Source organism: Pseudomonas alloputida (genome assembly GCF_021283545.2).
GTDB classification, from domain to species: domain Bacteria; phylum Pseudomonadota; class Gammaproteobacteria; order Pseudomonadales; family Pseudomonadaceae; genus Aquipseudomonas; species Aquipseudomonas alloputida.
Map to the genome: position 1 here is coordinate 3,175,744 of NZ_CP128540.1, position 18,069 is coordinate 3,193,812.

General features: G+C 63.9%; 15 protein-coding genes and 1 pseudogene. 7 read left to right on the top strand and 9 right to left on the bottom strand.

Annotated features, from left to right (window positions below):
* Positions 1-3: 3 nt before the first annotated feature.
* The 6 genes and pseudogenes from LU682_RS14515 to LU682_RS14540 form a co-directional block, all read right to left on the bottom strand.
* A complete protein-coding gene (locus tag LU682_RS14515) occupies positions 4-1,065 on the bottom strand; it encodes a WD40/YVTN/BNR-like repeat-containing protein (protein WP_010954086.1) in 1,062 nt (353 codons plus the stop codon).
* A 54-nt stretch (positions 1,066-1,119) separates the two neighbouring features.
* Complete coding sequence (locus tag LU682_RS14520) at positions 1,120-2,487, bottom strand: DUF1329 domain-containing protein (protein WP_051122564.1); 1,368 nt, start codon at positions 2,485-2,487, stop codon at positions 1,120-1,122.
* A gap of 14 nt (positions 2,488-2,501) precedes the next feature.
* Positions 2,502-4,172, bottom strand: a pseudogene (locus LU682_RS14525) (DUF1302 domain-containing protein).
* An 86-nt stretch (positions 4,173-4,258) separates the two neighbouring features.
* Complete coding sequence (locus LU682_RS14530; protein WP_232856774.1) at positions 4,259-5,383, bottom strand: FAD-dependent oxidoreductase; 1,125 nt, start codon at positions 5,381-5,383, stop codon at positions 4,259-4,261.
* Between the two features lie 139 nt (positions 5,384-5,522).
* Positions 5,523-5,870 (bottom strand): Rieske (2Fe-2S) protein, encoded by a 348-nt coding sequence (locus LU682_RS14535; protein WP_049587910.1) that lies wholly within the window; start codon positions 5,868-5,870, stop codon positions 5,523-5,525.
* A gap of 3 nt (positions 5,871-5,873) precedes the next feature.
* Positions 5,874-6,815: a VOC family protein gene (locus LU682_RS14540; protein WP_010954082.1), complete on the bottom strand. Its 942-nt coding sequence runs from the start codon at positions 6,813-6,815 to the stop codon at positions 5,874-5,876.
* A 276-nt stretch (positions 6,816-7,091) separates the two neighbouring features.
* Here LU682_RS14540 and LU682_RS14545 point away from each other — a divergent pair, with 276 nt between their 5' ends.
* The 7 genes from LU682_RS14545 to LU682_RS14575 all read left to right on the top strand — a co-directional run bounded on the left by LU682_RS14545 (position 7,092) and on the right by LU682_RS14575 (position 14,189).
* Entirely contained in the window at positions 7,092-8,030 is a 939-nt protein-coding gene (locus LU682_RS14545) for a LysR family transcriptional regulator (RefSeq protein WP_010954081.1), read from the top strand.
* 181 nt (positions 8,031-8,211) lie between these two features.
* The gene (locus LU682_RS14550; protein ID WP_020191688.1) at positions 8,212-9,369 is read left to right on the top strand and encodes an alpha/beta hydrolase family protein; all 1,158 of its coding nucleotides are present in this window, start codon (positions 8,212-8,214) and stop codon (positions 9,367-9,369) included.
* A 172-nt stretch (positions 9,370-9,541) separates the two neighbouring features.
* Positions 9,542-10,885, top strand: coding sequence for a metal-dependent hydrolase family protein (locus LU682_RS14555; protein WP_010954079.1), 1,344 nt, complete (start codon positions 9,542-9,544; stop codon positions 10,883-10,885).
* Between the two features lie 2 nt (positions 10,886-10,887).
* Positions 10,888-11,331 (top strand): GlcG/HbpS family heme-binding protein, encoded by a 444-nt coding sequence (locus tag LU682_RS14560; protein ID WP_049587911.1) that lies wholly within the window; start codon positions 10,888-10,890, stop codon positions 11,329-11,331.
* A 225-nt stretch (positions 11,332-11,556) separates the two neighbouring features.
* Complete coding sequence (locus tag LU682_RS14565; protein WP_010954077.1) at positions 11,557-12,162, top strand: helix-turn-helix transcriptional regulator; 606 nt, start codon at positions 11,557-11,559, stop codon at positions 12,160-12,162.
* Between the two features lie 93 nt (positions 12,163-12,255).
* The gene (locus tag LU682_RS14570) at positions 12,256-13,245 is read left to right on the top strand and encodes a threonine/serine dehydratase (protein WP_049587916.1); all 990 of its coding nucleotides are present in this window, start codon (positions 12,256-12,258) and stop codon (positions 13,243-13,245) included.
* Positions 13,242-14,189, top strand: a complete 948-nt coding sequence (locus LU682_RS14575; RefSeq protein WP_010954075.1) for an ornithine cyclodeaminase family protein — start codon at positions 13,242-13,244, stop codon at positions 14,187-14,189. Before LU682_RS14570 ends, LU682_RS14575 begins: the two co-directional genes overlap by 4 nt.
* A gap of 13 nt (positions 14,190-14,202) precedes the next feature.
* Here the strand turns inward: LU682_RS14575 and codA are convergent, their stop codons facing one another.
* Genes codA through codB form a run of 3 tightly spaced genes read right to left on the bottom strand, consistent with a single transcriptional unit; the run spans position 14,203 to position 17,928 of the window.
* Positions 14,203-15,444 (bottom strand): cytosine deaminase, encoded by a 1,242-nt coding sequence (gene codA, locus LU682_RS14580; RefSeq protein WP_010954074.1) that lies wholly within the window; start codon positions 15,442-15,444, stop codon positions 14,203-14,205.
* A 4-nt stretch (positions 15,445-15,448) separates the two neighbouring features.
* Positions 15,449-16,666 (bottom strand): PucR family transcriptional regulator, encoded by a 1,218-nt coding sequence (locus LU682_RS14585; protein WP_049587918.1) that lies wholly within the window; start codon positions 16,664-16,666, stop codon positions 15,449-15,451.
* On the bottom strand, positions 16,663-17,928 hold the full coding sequence (gene codB, locus LU682_RS14590) for a cytosine permease (RefSeq protein ID WP_010954072.1): 1,266 nt from the start codon (positions 17,926-17,928) through the stop codon (positions 16,663-16,665). The genes LU682_RS14585 and codB overlap by 4 nt, the downstream gene beginning before the upstream one ends.
* Between the last annotated feature and the right edge of the window lie 141 nt (positions 17,929-18,069).

Below are 18,069 nucleotides of genomic sequence, written 5' to 3' on the forward strand. Positions count from 1 at the left end.
GGTTCAGTCCGTCGTGGTGGAAAGAGAGGAAGGTTCCAGGCGGCGCGCACCGGCCATGCCGACGGCGACGATGGAGCCATCGGCGGCGGTGGTAGCGGCGGTCAGTGGCAGGCCATCGGAGACCGCCACGGGCTGGGCGGCAAAGGCGCCGAGGCCGCTGCGCAGGAGCATCCCTGCCTGGTTGGCGAGCAACAACTGGCCACCGGCGACACGCAGGCCGTTGATCGATGCCGGAGTCGGGTTGGCTAGCGCCTGGAAACTGTCGCCACCGTCGTCAGAGGCGAACAGCGAACCGCGCAGGCCGCCGAGCAGCAGACGGCCATCGGGCAACACGGTGGCGGCGAAGTAGCTGCCATCGTAGGGCCCGTGCAGCGCCTCGTAATGCTCACCGCCATCACGCGAGCGAAGCAGCAGGCCCTGCTCGCCGGCGATGTACACCTGGTTGCCTTGGCGCGCCAGGGCATACAGGTGCAGTCCACGCCCGTTCGGCAGTCGGCCGATCTCCGACTGCCAGCTGCGCCCGCCGTCGTCGGTGCGCATGGCCACCCCGTAGGCACCGACGACCAGGCCGTTGCGGGCATCGGTGAAATTCAGGGCCAACAACGGCTTGTCCGCGCCGTCGGCCAGCAGCCGTTGCGCCGCCGCCAGGCGACGCTCGTCTGCGGCAGCCTCGGCTGCCTGCACCTCCAGGGCGGCGGCGCGCTTGCCGTCGAGCTGCACGCTCCAGTGCTCACCACCGTCCTGGCTGTGCAAGACCACGCCGGCATGGCCGACCGCCCAGCCGTTGCGGGCGTCGATGAACTGCACGGCGGTCAGGCTGACACCCACCGGCACGGCAGTGGCCTGGCGCCAGGTGGCACCATTGTCATCGGACAGCAGTACCACGCCACGTTCACCCACCGCGACCAGGCGTGCATCGGCCCGGGCCACATCCTGCAACACCGCACGCAGAGCCTGGGGGCCGTGCAGCGCGGGCTGCGCGAGCACATCCACGCTGTCACCGGCGAACGCCGGCGGCAGCCCGCAACAGGCTGCCAGCAGCCAGCCGTAGAGCATCTTGTTCATCGCACGCAACCTTTTGTTCTTAGAGTCGGTACAGCACCTGCGCAGCGCGCCTGCTCAGCGCACGCCCTCGCCGGCCATGGCGTCGGCGGTGAACACCGAGTCCTTGTAGGGCGGCACGATGCGGTACTGTTCGTTCTTGCCTGCGAACAGGTCACCGGCGAACCAGGCACCGGAGAGCAGGTCGTAGAAGCCGTTGGTCAAGGTCACCACGCCCGGCAGGTCAGGCAGCACCACCGGCGAGGTCCAGACCACCTTGGCCAACTGGTTGCGGGCGTCATAGCGCTCGCCCAGCACGGCAGCCCAGGTGTCTTCGTCGAGGTAGTAGGTGCTACGCGGCATCACATGGCGCTGGCCATTCTTCAGCGTCGCCTCCACCACCCACACACGGTGCAGCTCCCAGCGGATGGCGTCGGGGTTCAGGTGATGGGGGGCCAGCAGCGCCTCGGCGTTGCTGGCGGTGAACACCTTGTTGGCGTTGTAGGGGATGTACATCTCCTTCTTGCCCACCAGCTTCCACTCGAAGCGGTCGAGGCGACCGTTGAACACGTACAGCTCATCGAAGCTCATGACGCCGGCGGTGGCCGGGGTCGGTGTGTCGCAGCAGGCGTTGGGCAGGCGACGCACACGGCGCTGACCAGGCAGGTAGGTCCAGACAGCAGCTTTGTCGGCGTTGAGGTTCTCAAGGCCGGTAATGGCCTCCCCGGCACGCAGGGGCGGGCCGTCGTTGGTCATGCGGATGGACCAGAACACACCCTTGTCGCCACTGCCACCCGGCAGGTACCAGGGCATCTGCAAATCGGCCCGCGAGTCATTGGTGAGCACGTGCTTGCCGTCGGCGGTGGTCAGGTACTGATTGAAGCTGGCGTGCCAGGACGCACCCCGCCAACGCAGCAGGTGATTCCACATGGCTTCCACGCCATTGGCCGGGATCGGGAACGGGATGCCGCCGGATGCGCCTTCGGGCATGGGGCCGGCGGGGCCGTCCACCAGCTTGCCGCTGGTGGCGTTGGCGAGGGTGGCGTCGTACACCGACTGCGGAGCGGCAGCGCTGCGGTGCGTCGGGAAGACGTCGAGACGATAGCTGTCCGGGTACTTCTTCAACATGGCCTGGATGCCCGGCGTCAGCTTGTCGGCATACTGCGCCATGTTCTGCGCGGTGATGCTCAACAGCCGCTTGTCACTGGCGAACGGATCGCCACGCTTGCCGCCTTCCTTGTAGGCCGGGTCGGCCTGGATGTAGCCACCGGTCCAGGCAGGAATGCTGCCATCCGCATTGCCGGCCCGCTCGCCACCGAGCGGGGTCAGGCTGGTCTTGAGCATGGCCGCCTGCTCGGCGGGCACTGCGGCAACGGCGCCGTGGGCCAATAGCAGCGAGGCACTCAGGGCAGTGAGCAGGGAAACGACTTTATTATTGTGTTTCATCGGGTGGTCCTCGGTCAGAAGGTGCGGCTGACAGTGAAGGCGATGAAGTCGCGGTCTTTGAGCGACTGTTCGAAGGTGTAGTGGTTATCGGCGTCGAGGAAGGTGTTCTCCGGGCCGTAGTAGTGCGTGTAGGTCAGGCCCAAACTCCAGGTGTTGAGGTAGTTGCCTTTCAGGCCGATGTTCAGGTCACCGCCATGATCGGTGCCAAAACCGGTGCCCAGCGCCATCGACGCGCCGTTGGTGTAGCTCGCGCCGATCGGCACCGACAGGTCCAGACCCGGTAAGATCTGCCGGTACATCGGCTCGAACACCAGGCGCAGGCTGGTGGCGTCACGGTCGGCGTTAGGGTCAACGGCATCGGCGTTCTTGCTCACGCTCATCACCCGGTTCCAGGCGATTTCGCCGAGGAAGCTCGACTCGGCAGCGATGAAGTTCGGCTCCAGGCTGGCAAGTCAGGAGACGTTGGCGTGCAGCGTGCGGCCGGTGGCATAAACCGGGTTATCGTCATTGTCGATCGCCTCGCCCACGGCCAACGCATGCTGGTTGGTCGAGGCCAACGGCTGGTTCCAGCGGGTTGACAACTCACCGGCGAGGTTGAAGTTGCCAACGGTGGTGGAGAAGCTCGCACCGAACGCCTCGATACCCTCGGGATACACCCAGTAGAACTCGCCGGCCTTGCCGCTGACCGGGTCGAGGTTGGCGAAGTTCGGGCGTACATTGAGTTGCGGCGACTTGTCGTGGAAACGGATGGCGTACAGGCCCCAGTCGACCGTCTCGGTGCGCCAGCGCACCTGCATGCCGCCCTGCCCTGAGTCCTTGGCTTGCTTGTCGTTGCCGTGGAAGAACGCCAGAGGTTGGCCACTGGGGAACACCGGCGCGCCGACGAACATGCGCTCGGCGCCATCGCCAAAGAAGTCGTCTGTGGAGAAATAGCTACCCGCTGCAGGCAGGCGGTTGGCCTCCCACTCGAACTGGTAGTAGGCCCCCACCGACACATCCGGCGTCAGTTGGAGTTGTCCGGAAATCTGCTGTACCGGACGGATCAGTTCCTTGAACTGCGTGTTGGGTACCGACAGCCCCTTGACCACGTCCACCGGAGCCATGCCGCCAGCAATGCCGTTCATGCCAAAGAACAGGCTCTCGCCCCACTGCATGGCGTATTGACCCAAACGGCCGGACAGCGGCATGTCGCCGATCTCGGTCTTGCCGAAGATAAAGGCGTCGAGCAGCTCGCCCTTGCGTCCATGCAGCTTGCGCGTGTCGTCGGTGAACGCGTCGTAGTCGACCGAATAACTGTTGGCACGGCCAGGGTCGTTGTTGTCAGTCCCTTGGTTGTAGACATCGTCGTACCAGGCCGCGCCGCTGACCCGTGCGCCGACGTTGTTGTAAGTAATGTCCAGTTCCGACAGCAGGTCGAGGCGGTTGGAGATCAGGCCTTTGTCGAAGTTGCGGTCACCGTCGTCCAGGTTCAGCGCGGTCTGCCCTTCGGTGAGCTTGCTGCTCGCGTCCTGTGTACGCCAGGCGGCGCTGTATTTCAGCGTATTGTCCCAGCGCACCCGCAGGTCGGGGTTGCCGGTATCGAATTCGAAGGCCTGCGCCTGGCTTGCGGCCAGCGCGACAAGCGCCAGGCTGAGGGGCTTGAGCGCCGGTAACGGCCGTGCGAATGCACCTTTGCGAGTCAACATCGGGGTTTCCTCTTTGTTTTTATTGTGCGTCGGTGTTGGCATAGGGCCGGCGCGCCGACAAGGCAGGGCGTGCCGGGTACGGGGGGTCAGATCGGCTGCGCGGTGACCTCCAGCATGCGCTTGACCAGGCCGATGCGGTCGAAGGAAGGATCGCGCTGGATTTCCTTCACACCTGCCAGCAGGGACATTTCGCTGATGAACTTGCAGCGCTCGAAACGCCGGCCCATGAAACGCTGCAATTGCGCGTCGAGGCTGCCACCCGCGGTGAGCTCCTCGGCGAGCACCACGGCGTCCTCAATGGCCATGCCTGCCCCCTGCCCCAGGTGTGGCGTGGTGGCATGGGCGGCATCCCCGATCAGCAGCACTCGACCGCAGTACCAGGGTTCGTCGACAAACACCGCTTCAAGCGGCTTGTAAACGACCCCGGCGTTGTCGACGATCTGCTCGCGCAATTCGCCGATCAGCCCGCCGAAGCCGGCAAGCCGCTGGCGGAGGCCATCAGCCAAAGCGGCCGGTTCCATCCAGAGGTTGCCCGGCTCGTGGGAGGTGGTGAAGAGGTACATCAGGTCATCGGCCAGCGGAACCAGCCCCGCGTTGCCAGAGGGACCTTGGTAGTTGGCAAGGTGGTCGATACCTGCAGCACGCGGGAAGTTGTAGCGCCACACCGACTGCCCGGTGAAACGCGGCTGATAACGATCACCGAACAGCACGCTGCGCACTTTCGAGAACAACCCGTCGGCGCCGACCATCAGACCGTAGCGCCCCTGGCTGCCATCGGTGAACAGCACGTCCACTGCGCTGTCGTCTTGCTCGAAGCTTTCCACCGAGGTGCCCAGGCGCACCTGGGTGCCCAGTTCGATGGCAGTTTCGCTCAACACCTTGTGCAGGGCGCGGCGCGAGATACCCACATTGGCCGGATACTGCGGACCGGCCAGGCGCTGGCCTGGGATGCGCGCCAGTTGCTGCCCTTCGGTGGTATAGATGGCCACGTCCTCGAAGGCGTAGGCGGCATCAAGGTAGGCTTCGAGCAGGCCCAGCCGGTGCATCTCGCGCACCACATTGCTCTGTTGAATGATGCCGACACCGTAGACGGTCCACTCGGTTTTCAGCTCGACCAGATCGACGGCGATGCCCTTGCGGCGCAAGGCGATGGCGGCACACAGCCCGCCAATTCCGCCGCCCACGATCAACACGTTGTTCACAGTATTCATGGCATGTCTCACGTTTTGTTCTTGTTGTGCGCCCCGTCATGCGGGGCGGCCGTTTCCTGTGCCTATGCACAGCTTCCCGCCTGCGCCGGTCCATGACCAATCGCGTCGCGGGATGCGACCTATCGCGCGGCGCGATAGGTCAGCGATCGAGCTGCTCAAGCGGCAATAGCAGCCAGCCGCCCGCTTCCTTGTGATCGAGTGCCTCCAAGGCTTCGCCTCGGCAGGGGCCGTGAACGCAAGTGCCGTCTTCGGGCGTGAAGCGCGCGCCGTGGGCGTAGCAGACGATCCACTGGCCATCGGCGCTCAAAAAGCGGTTCTTGCGGTACTCCAGGGGCACCATCAAATGCGGGCACAGGTTGCGGTAGACGCGTACCTGGCCCAGGTACCGAAGGGCGAACAGGCTGTCCGCGCCCCTGCCCTGTGGGTCGAAACCGCGCGCTTGACCCTCGCCCAGCTCATCGAGCCGGCACAGCTCCACCCACGCCATTTTTCAACCCTGCTTCGCAGGTGGGCCGCTGGGTGCCCATTTCTCCCGCGAGGCGAACAGGAACAGCTGCGAGTTGTCGGCCGACATCGGCGCCTGACGCGCCGCCCATGCGTCATCGTGCTTGTCCATGTCGGCGTCGTACTCGATGTGGCAGCCCAGCGGGCTGTTGAAGTACCAGAACCAGTTGGAACCCAGCAGGTGTCGGCCCGGGCCCCAGAAGCTGGTCCAGCCCTGCTGCTGGAAACGCGTACCGGCCAGCAGGACCTCGGTGCCGCTGCCCATATGGAAGGTGAAGTGCTCGCAACCCTGCATGTGCGGTGGGGTCTGGATCATGAACAGGCAGTGGTGATCGTCCATGGCGGCGGTGCGCATGAACGGGCCGACGCCTATGAAGCTGTCGGTGGTGACGAAGCCCAGGCGATCGCGGTAGAACGCTTCGCCCTTGGCCGCATCGGGTACGAAGTACACCACGTGGGACAAGGTGCGCGGCAAGGCCGGCATGTCCGGGGCAATGCCCAGCTGGTTGATCGGGCGCTGCGGTGCGCTACCGGGGGCGTTGGTAAGGTCGGCCGGCGCGTCGAAGGGGCGACGGCAGGTCACCTGGAAGGCAATGGCAAAGCCCAGGTCGTCGAAGGTGTGCAACGCGCCGCTGGCGTCGCGCCGCACTTCGCGATCACGGCCCAGCTCGTCGGCGATGGCCGCCAGATCGGTGCTCGAAGCGACGCCGTAAACGGTCTCGCGCAGCGATGGGGTCGGCCCCAGCGCTGGCGGCAGGCCAGGGTCGTCGCCGCGGCGGATAATGATCGAGGTGCCGTCCAGCGCCTCGAAACGGCCACCGTCGCCGTCCAGTTGAACGGCATCAAGGCCATAGTCACGCAGGCAATCGGCACAGGCCTGGATATCGTCGACGCCAAACACCAGCGCGTCGAGACCAAGAATATTCATGGCTACCACTCCATTGAAATTGTTATTCGGCGAGGCAGGTCACCGGTAGTGGGTCGCGGCGGCACATCGGCCGTACGACTGGCGTGCAGGTTGCTCGGTGGCGGGGTGGCGTGACCAATCGCGAGTCAGAATGCGAGGCATCGGCAATCGCGATACCTGGGCCAAAGCCCATGAGCTGTGGCGTTGGCTCGGTATCGTGGCTTGAAGGTCTTGACGTATCGGCAATGCAGCGGGAAGGTATCGCGAAAATAACTACAAGAACCGAGAGCTATCACCATGCGCTTTCACCACCTGGACTTGAACCTGCTGGTTGCCCTGGACATCCTGCTCGAGGAGCAAAACATCACACGCGCCGCCGAGCGCCTGCACATGACTCAATCGGCTACCAGTGGGGTGCTGGGGCGTTTGCGAACGTTTTTCGAGGATGAGTTGCTGGTGCAGGTCGGCCGCAAGATGCAGCCCACTCCCTATGCTCTGGAACTGGCCAAGCCGGTACGCGAGGTGCTGCTGACCATTCGCGCCTCGATAACGGCCAAGCCGGTGTTCGATCCGGCCGCCAGCAAGCGACACTTCCGCCTGGTGGCCTCGGACTACCTGATCAGTGTGGTATTCGCTCAGGTCATCCAGAAAATCCATCAGGAGGCGCCGCAGATTACCTTCGAGATGATCGGCCCAGGCGACAGTAGCGCCGAATTGCTGATGCGCGGCGAGGTCGACATGATGATCGTGCCCGAGCGCTATCTCATCGAGGGCCATCCGGCGCAGCTGCTGTTCGAGGAAGATCATGTCTGCGTGGTGTGGCGCGACAACCCCGAGGTGGGCGAGCATCTGACACTTGAGCAGTACATGCAGATGGGCCACATCTCGGTAGGCTTTGGCCGCAACCGTCACTTGAGCATCGAGGACTGGTTCATGAACCAGTACGGCTTCAATCGGCGGCTGGAAGTCATCACCAACGACTTCAACACCCTGCCCCAGTTGTTGGTGGGCACCGTACGGGTCGCCACCATGCACCGCCGACTGGCCGAACTCTATGCCGGCTACCTGCCGCTGCGCCTGTTGCCACCGCCAGTGAAGATCCCGGTTATGCGTGAATTCATGCTGTGGCACCGCAGCATGGACGGCGACCCCATGCACAGATGGCTTCGCGAGCGCATCAGCGATGTCATTCAGTGCGCCAGCACGCAGCCAGATGCTCTGCGCGCCACCGCCTGAGCGGCGGCCATCGCCCCAGACACCGCAACGGTGCTGGGGCATCGCGTTTCGCGATACCTCGCATCCCTGATCACGATTGGCCCCACCCTGCCCTGCCTGCGTACCTTGCCTTCAAACCGCGCCCTGCCTGCCTGTCGCTCAAGTGGGCGCCGGACTCCACGACCGCAGAAGGACAACAAGAATGTTCCGTTACTTCCCCACCAATTACGTCTGGAACCTCTCGGTGGATCTGGCCATCGAAATGGGTGCCCGCATGGGTGAAATCGAGGAAATGTGCGCACCGCTGCAGGAAGCCGCCAAACAGCCCGACGCCGCCGGCACCCAGGCCTTCCGGGAAATATGGTCGACCATGGCCGACAAGCTGTGCGGCTTGGCCGAAGAGGACGAAACCGCCGGCCGACGCTTGTCCGCCGGCGAAAAATACAACCGCGCGGCCACCTATTACCTCACCTGCGAACGCTTGCAGGCCCACGGCGCGCCGGGTCGTGCAGCCTTGTATCAGCGCTTCCTCGACACCTTCGCCCGTGGCATCGATCTGGCCAAGGAGAACTGTGAGCGCGTAGAGATCCCGTATGAAGGCAAGCACCTCTCGGGACTGCTGGTGCGCGCAGAAGGCGTGAGTGGCCCGGCACCGCTGCTGGTGCAAGTCAACGGGCTGGATTCAACCAAGGAAATGAAATACCGCGTCGGCCTGCCTGCCTGGCTGGCCAGGCGAGGCGTGTCGTCGCTGATTGTCGACCAGCCCGGCACCGGCGAAGCGCTTCGCCTCCACGGCATGACGGCACGCCATGACAGCGAACACTGGGCCAGCCGCATAGTGGACTGGCTGGAAACCCGTGCTGATGTCGATGCCAGGCGCATCGGCCTGGAAGGCGTTTCCCTGGGCGGCTACTACTGTCCGCGCGCAGTGGCGTTCGAACCGCGCTTTGCTTGCGGCGTGGTGTGGGGCGCCAACCACGACTGGCGCGACGTGCAGAAGCGTCGCCTGGAGAAGGAAGGCAACTTCCCGGTGCCGCACTACTGGGCGCACGTGCAATGGGTCTGGGGGGCGAAGGACCTGGACGACTTCATGCGCATCGCCGAAAACGTACACCTCGACGGTGTCCTCGACCGTATCCACGTACCGTTCCTGGTCACCCACGGCGAGAAAGACTCGCAGATCCCGCTCAAATGGGCACACCGCACCTACGAGCAACTGGTCAACAGCCCGAAACGCGAACTGAAGATTTTCACTGACCGTGAAGGTGGCGTGCAGCATTCGAGCTTCGATAACAGCATCAATGCCGGGCACTACATCGCCGACTGGATCGCCGAAACCCTTGGCGGCCACACGGCCTGATCGGCGCTGCCGGCCCTGGCTTGGGCGGCGCCGATTGGCGCCGTTCTCGTTTCTGCGCCAGAGAGCGCCAGGTATCGATGCCATCGATACCTGGCCATCAATAGCATCTGCTGGTGCCGGGCAGTCGCCACAGCCTAGCCTTGCACCACCCCCAAGATGAGAGAGCTCACCAATGAGTGCCCTGCACCTGCACTGCTCCACCCTGTTCGACGGCACTGGCCTGCACACCCGCCAACGACAGACATTGATCATCGAAGACGGCGTGATCCGCCATGTCGGGCCAACCGCCGAGGCACCCCGTCCACAACCCGGCGACCGTGAAGCCCACGGCCAGTTCGTCATGCCCGGGCTGGTGGACGTGCACACCCACCTGGCGTTTGGCAATGCCCAGAGCGAGGAAGACATCGACATCTGGACCAGCGACGAGTTTCGCGCCCTGCGGGGGCTGTTCTTCGCTCAGCACGTTCTGGCTGCCGGCGTGACGTCCATGGTCTGCCCCGGCGACAGTGGCCAACTCAGCATTGCCGTGCGCAATACGGTCAACGCCGGACTGTTCGAAGGCCCCCGTATCGCTGCAAGCAGCCGAGTCATCACCAATCGACAGAGCCTGAACGACTGGTTCCCCACCCGCGTCGGCGCCCCTGAGTACTTCACCGCCGCGCTGGTCACCAGCCGTGACGATGCCATTGCCCAGATCCGCAAGCAGGCCAAGGACGGCGTGGACCTGATCAAGATCGCCATGGACGGCACCCACCGTCGCCCCAACGGTGAAATCATCGCCGCTTTCACCGCCGACGAGACCCGTGAGATGGTCTACGAAGCTCATCGCCTCGGCTGCCGGGTGGCTACCCACGCCTATGGCCGGGAAGCGGTGATGTGCGCGGCCAAGGCTGGCGTCGACCTGGTGTTCCACGCCTTCTACATGGATGACGCCTGCATCGAAGCGCTGCTTGAGGCTGGCAGCGTGCTCGCTCCGACCATGACCTTCCCGCAGAACACCGTCGACTTCTGCCAGCCCCATGACCCCGCTATCAGCACCGGCTACGCCGCCTACTGCGCCCGGACCCTCGAGCTCGGCGCGCCGGTACTCAAGCGTGCCAAGGCCGCCGGCGTACCCTTCGCCTGCGGCAGCGACAGCGGCTTTGCTGTCACACCCTATGGCGAATGGCACGCTCGCGAACTGGAGCTGCTGGTACGGCATCTGGACTTCACCCCGGCCGAAGCGTTATTCGCCGCAACCCATGTCGGCGCACGCTTGATGCCGCGCGGCGAGACGCTCGGCACCCTGGAACCGGGCAAACAGGCCGACCTGCTGGTGCTCGACGGTTCGCCCCTGGACGACATCCGCATCCTTCAAGACCGCGCTCGGCTGCAGGCGGTGTACAAGGCCGGCGAGCCGGTACGGCTGCAACGCACCGCCTACAACCCCAAGCAGGTGTCGGACTTCAATTCGCTGAAATGGACCGACCTCTACACCCGCGACCGCGTGTCCGAACTCGGCAAATGGAGGCTGTGAGCATGACAACGCTCAACTTCGAACTGGCAGTGCAACTGGCGGTCGCGACCCTGCACCAGGCACGCGCTTTGAACCTCAAGCCTATGGCCGCAGCGGTGCTCGACAGCGCCGGCCACCCGTTGGCGGTGCTGCGCGATGAGCAGGCCAGCTTCCTGCGCCCGCAGATCGCCACCGGCAAGGCCCGCGGCTGCCTGGGCCTGGGCTTCGGCGGCCGCGAACTGGCGCGCCGCGCCCAGACCATGCCGGCGTTCTTCGATGCCATCAACAGCCTCACCGGTGGCGAGGTGATTCCGGTCGCCGGCGGCGTTCTTCTGCGCGATGCAGAAGGTCGCCTGCTGGGCGCCATCGGCGTCAGTGGCGATACCTCGGACAACGATGAGCGGTGCGCGCTGCTGGCCATCGAAGCGCTCGGGCTGATCGGCGACAGCGGCGATCTTCAGCCCTGAGCCAACGCCTTGGCCTGTTCCACCAACAATTGGCGGAGCCAGGCCAAGGCGAGGTCGCCCCATGCTGCGGATGCCTCTGGAGGACCTGGGATGCTGCTGACGCAGTAATGGCCGAGGCGAGCGGCTCGCAGCCAGGCCTTGATCCCGACCCGGCAAAGATCCGTCTTGTGCCCAGTATTCTCCAGGGCCACCATAGGCATTCTTCAACAGACCATTGGCTAATGCATGACACTGGAAAATTACCAGGCAATCGCTGAAAGCATTGCCCTGCTGCTGTACCCCCACGCGGAAGTCGTCATTCATGAGATACGCAGTCAGACAATCGTTCATATCGCCAATAATTTCTCACATCGCAAGCTCGGCGATGATTCGGCACTCGGTCCAGAACTGGGGGACCTTTTGAAGGGTACCAACCTTGGTCCCTACGAGAAGCTCAACTGGAACGGGCAGAAGGTCCGCTCGATCAGTGCTGTGCTGCACAATCCGCAAGGCGAAGCCGAGTATCTGATGTGCATCAATCTGAACGTGTCGGTGCTGGAACAGGCGCGTGTGGCATTGGATGCGTTCTTCCAGATGAGTCGGCTGGAGCCGCAACCGGATGCGTTGTTCCGCAACGATTGGCAGGAGCGCATCAACACCTTCCTGCAAGCGTGGCTGCAGGCGCATAACCTGTCGCTGCAGACCCTGAAGATGAAAGACAAACGCAACCTTGTCCTGGCCTTGCATGCCGAGGGTGCATTCGAGGGGCGCAGCGGCGCCGATTACGTTGCCAACGTCCTCAGCATGGGGCGGGCCACCGTGTACAAATACCTGAAGGAAGTCAGGGCCTAGGCGGTATTGCCTGCCTGAAGGCACACGCTCTTGCTGTTGGTGGAATATTATTCTATGGTGGACAAATTATCCACGCGCCTGCAAGGACCCGTCATGCCAGCCACCCCGTCCGTTGATGCCCAGTTCCTTGATACATTGCACCAAAACATTCAGGACGCCCACGCGGCGCTCCGCCCGGCCGTCAGCATTACCCCGCTCTTGCACAGCCCTCGTTTGTCGGCACTGACCGGCTGTGAAGTGCTGCTCAAATGCGAACACCTGCAGCACACCGGTTCGTTCAAGTTTCGCGGTGCCAGCAACAAGATGCGCCTGTTGCCGGCCGAGGCACGCAAGCAGGGGGTGATAGCCGCCTCATCCGGTAACCATGGGCAGGCCCTGGCCCTGGCCGGCAAGATGGCTGGCGTGCCAGTGAAGGTCTACACCACCACGGGCGCATCGGCATACAAAACAGAGGCAATGCGCGCGCTGGGCGCCGAAGTGGTCTGCCTGCCCACCGACCCGCTGAGTGCAGAGCTGGAAGCAGCCAGGCAAGCCAAGGCCCAGGGCGTACCTTTCGTGTCACCTTACAACGACCTGCAAGTCATTGCCGGCCAGGGCACCATAGGCATGGAGTTGCTCGAGCAGGCGCCAGACCTGGACGCGGTGTTCGTCGCCGTGGGCGGTGGCGGGATGATTTCCGGCATCGGCGCCGCCCTGCGCGTACTCAAGCCGGGCACTGAGATCATCGGCTGCTGGCCGGCGAATGACCCAACCCTGCAGCAATCACTCAAGGCCGGTGAAATCATCGAATTGGATGCCTGCGAAACGCTGTCGGATGGCACGGCCGGCGGCGTCGAGCCAGGCTCCATCACCTTCCCGCTTTGCCAGGCGCTGCTCACCGATACCGTGTTGGTCAGCGAGGATGAAATCCGCTGCGCCATGCGCGACATCGCCAGCAGTGAGCGCTGGATCATCGAAGGCGCTGCTGCGGTTGCGGTCGCCGGCATGCAGAGGCTCGCCGAACGCTATCAGGGCAAGCGTGTCGCCGTGATCCTGTGTGGCCGTAACATCCTGCTGGAAAAGTTCCTCGAGGCCGTTCAATGAGGGTCTTCAGCAAGGCGCAGATCGTCGCCCATTTCAACCCGGAGTTGGCGGTCAGCCAACTGGAGGAAGGCTTCATCGCCTATTCCGAAGGCAAGGTGCAGGTGCCGCCCGTGCAGGGCTTCGCATTCAAGGGCGCGAACGGTGACTGTTGCGTGAAGTCGGCCTACATCGAAGGCAGCCCGACCTTCACCGTCAAGCTTTCGACAGGCTTCTACGACAACCCGTCCAAGGGCCTGCCGAGCAATGATGGCTTGATGCTTGTGTTGTCTGCACACACCGGTCAGCCGCTGGCACTGCTGCAGGACCAAGGCTGGCTGACTGCCATGCGCACCGCGTTGGCCGGGCGTATCGCCGCCCGGCTGCTGGCGCCATCCCAGGTCAAGGCCATTGGCATCCTCGGCACCGGCATGCAGGCGCAGATGCAGCTTGAGCAGCTTCGCGCGGTGACCGATTGTCGCCAGGTGATTGTCTGGGGCCGGCATGAACGCGGGCTTGCGGCCTATACCGCATTTGCCCGCGAACTGGGCTTCGCAGTGCACAGCACGCAGGATGCGGCCGAGGTTGCGGGCGCGGCAAACCTGATCGTCTGCACCACGCCTTCTCGCCAGGCGCTGTTGCACAGCGATTGGGTCCAGCCGGGTACGCATATCACCGCCGTCGGTGCCGATGCACCCGGCAAGCAGGAACTGGACCCGGCACTGGTGGCAAGGGCGGACCGCATCATCGTCGACGCCATCGCCCAGTGCAGCCAGTACGGCGAAGTGGCCCATGCCCTCGGCTGTGGCCGCATCGACGCTAACCAGCTGATCGAGCTGGGTACGCTGCTGGCTGGCCGTGCCAAGGGGCGTGAGCACGACAGCCAGATTACCTTGGCGGACCTGACCGGTGTTGCAGTGCAGGATGCACAAGTCGCAAGCCACGCCTTGGCCGCCCTGTGCACCTGAGGCAACAACAGCGTCAGCGCAAACGTTGCACCTGCGCTGGCGTGCGCTGCATCAGCACCTTGCCATTGCGTACCGACACCAACGCGTGCCCCTGGCTGCGCACCATCTCGTAATCATCCGGCGCCGACAGCAGCAACAGGTTCGCCGGCCGCCCTACCTCTATGCCATAGCGCTCGCCCAGGTTCAGGGTGCGGGCGCTGTTGTCGGTAATCAGGTCCAGGCAGCGCTGCAGGTCTTCATACCCAAGCATGTGACAGATGTGCAGGCCGGCTTCGAGAATGCGCAGGATATTGCCATTGCCCAGTGGGTACCACGGGTCGACGATGGAGTCCTGGCCGAAGCACACGTTCATGCCGGCGCGGTCGATCTCGGCCACGCGGGTCACACCACGACGTTTCGGGTAGTTGTCGAAGCGCCCTTGCAGGTGAATGCTCTCGGTCGGGCACGACACGAAGTTGATGCCCGACAGCTTGAGCAGGCGGAACAGCTTGTAGCAATACGCATTGTCATACGAGCCCATGGCCACGGTGTGGCTGGCCGTGACCCGGGCCCCCATGCCGCGTACCCGGGCTTCTTCGGCCAACACTTCGAGGAAACGTGATTGCGGGTCGTCGGTCTCGTCGCAGTGCACATCCACCAGGCAGCCGGTGCGCTCGGCCAGGTCCATCAGAAACTTCACCGACGATACCCCCTGGTCGCGGGTATTTTCGAAATGCGGAATGCCGCCGACGACATCGGCGCCAATCGCCACGGCTTCAGTCATCAGCGCCCGGCCGTTGGCGTACGACTCGATGCCCTCCTGCGGGAAGGCGACAATCTGCAGGTCGATCAGCTCACGCACCTCGTCACGCACCTCGACCATGACCTTGAGCGCGGTGAGTTTCGGGTCGGTCACATCGACATGGGTGCGCACATGCTGGATACCGTGGTCCACCAGCATGCCGATGGTTTTTTTCGCACGGGTCTTGATGTCGTCCTGAGTGGTGATTTCCTTGCGCTCCGACCAGCGTTCAATGCCTTCGAACAACGTGCCGCTCATATTCCACTTCGGCTCACCCGCGGTCAGCGTGGCATCAAGATGAATGTGCGGCTCGACAAAGGGCGCGACCACCAGGTTTTGCCCGGCGTCCAGGTCATTGGCCGTAGCGGAAGCCACGACGTCGGTCTGGGGCACGATGGCGGCAATGCGCTCGCCGTTCAGTTCGACGCGGAACAGGCCAGGCTTGCCGCGCAGGCGTGCGTTGATGATGTTCATGCAGTTACTCCTTGCCGTGGGCTTCGCTCATGCGCCATACCAGCATGGCGACCGAAGCATTCATGCGAAAAAGCGGGTCGTCCAGCGACTGCCCGCTCAGTTGTTCGATGCGCTGGATGCGCTGATTGATCGTGTTGCGGTGCAGCCCCAGACGCTGTGCGGCCTTGAGCCCGTTGCCATTTTCCATGAGCAAGGCGTCGAGGGTATGCACCAAAGCATGGGCGTGTTTGCGTCCAGGGGCGATCAGCGGGCCGAGGGTGCGGCTGACGAAATCATCGACCAGCGAACGGTCGACAATACCTTGCAGCAGGCGCAATACGCCGAGCTCGCTGAAGTTGCAATAGCCGTTGGCCGGGCGCAGATGCTGCGCCACATCCAGCGCCTGGCGTGCCTCGTTGAGGGCCTGGCGATAGTGCGCGCAATCGTCAGCGAGGCTCGACAGGCCCATGTAGAGGCCCAGTTCACCTGTCGCGGCTTGCAGCTGCCGGTACAGCGCGCCCAACGTCTCGGGTAAGTCCTGTGTATCGGCCAGCAGCACCACGAACAGGTCGCCCGGCAACTGCGCCGTCACACTGCCGGGGCGCTGGCGGCACCAGGCTTCGAGCTGGTCTTCCAGGGCCTGGCGGGTGGCTTGCCAGGTACGCTCGCCGTGCGCCAGCCCTTGGCGCTCGAACAAGGCGTTCACGCCCGTCAGGCGCAACGCCAGCAGGCGCCGCGGTTTATCCAGCGCCAGTTGCAGGTGTGCTGCCCGTTGCCGGGCAATTGCCAGGCTCGGGTAGTCGCCTGTGAGCAGTTGGCCAAGGATGTCGTTGCGCGAGCGGCGTACCTGGCTCATTTGCACCAGTGCAGTGCCGATCAGGTGGGTGACCACCACCATCTTCAGCGCGTAGGGCTGTTCGATCAGTGGCAAGCCCAGTTGCTCGGCGCGCGCGACAACGGGCGCCGGGATGCTCTGGATGAAACTGCCGCCGGTGAGAATCACCATGCCGGCAATGCCCACGGCGTCGCCATCCTCCACCAGGCTCAGCAGGTTGGCTTCGCCGCGCGGGTGGTTGATGCCGGTGACGAATACCAGTTCACCGCCCATCACCCATTCGGCGATACCCTCGTTCTCCGCCACGTAAGGCCAGCGTACCCGCCGCTGCAGGTTGCGCGCTCCGGCCCGCACCTGCATTTCGTGCAGACCGGGCAAATGCAGTATCTCGTCCAGCGCCAGGCTCACGGCTCGACGCCCGCCTGGCCCGGCGCGCGGCGGCGTGCGCCCAGCTCCAGAATGACGATGTAGCACACTGCCGAGGCGGCGATGCCCACCAGCGGCGCGACCCACGGTGAGGCATAGGCCAGTACAGCGCCCACGGCATAGGCAAACAGCCCGGTGAGGTTGTAGCGAGGCAGGTTTGCCGTACACAGTGGCGGGTATTTGCCGCGGTGGCGATACCAGAAGTCAGCCATGATCACCCCACCCACCGGCGGAATGATCGACCCCAGCAGCACCAGGAACGGGATCAGCATTTCGTACATGCCACCCATCGCCAGCACAATGCCAACCCCGGCCGCCACCAGCGTTGCCGTGCGCCGGCGCTCGCTGCGCAACAAGTGGCAGGCGGCGGCCGACACGTTGTAGATGGTCGGCCCCTGAATGGTCCACAGGTTTAGGCACAGCATAACCACGGCCGCGAACGACAGGCCCTGCAGCATCATCACGTCGACGATATCGGCCTGCTGGTAAACCATCGCGCACCACGCCCCGGCCACCACCATCAGGCCGTTGCCAAGGAGGAATGCCACCCCGCTGGCGATCACCGCTACCCGGCCACTGCGTGCCAGCCGTGTCCAGTTGGTGGCCTGGGTGGCGCCACTGGCGAAGGTGCCGAAGACCATGGTCACTGCCGCCGAAAAGGTCATGGTTTCATGCGGGACGACTGCAGCCAGGCCGGCAAAGCCACCGGCATCGCGGGTGGCGATGTACATGGACACCAACAGCAGCACGAACATCAATGGCACCGACACCCGCGACAGCAGGTCCAGCCCCTTGAAACCGATAATGGCCGTAATGCTGAAACCCAGCCCGAAAAGCACCATCAACGGCATACCGAAGCCATCCGCCAGCCCCAGCAGCTTGACCAGCACGATCGCCACCGTGGCCGTACCCCAGGCATACCAGCCCAGTTCGGCAAAACCCAGCAGAAAGTCCGAGAGCCGGCTCCCCGCTTCACCGAAACAGAAGCGCCCCATCAACACGGTATTCAGCCCGCTGCGCGAGGCAATGAAGGCCAACGCTGCGGCATACAAGGCCAGCAGGCTGTTGCCGAGGGTAGCCACCCACAGCATGTCGACAAAACTGAATGCCATGCCCAGCTTGCCGCCGGCGAACATCGTGCCGGTAAAGAAGGTGAAGCTGAACAAGACCATCGCGATCGGCAGCAGGCCCTTGCGGGCGGACTGGGGGGCTTCGCTGAGGGGAAATTCGCTGGGTGAGCTCATTGCACGGGGCTCCGGGTTTGTAGTTGGGAGCAGAAAGAGCAATATGCGGGCCGCTTTTTCCTGCGCCGCCACCCGGAAGAAATCGGGCTGTTCGCCCAGAAATCCATATGCACTGTGCACATTAAAGCTGCGATCTGACGA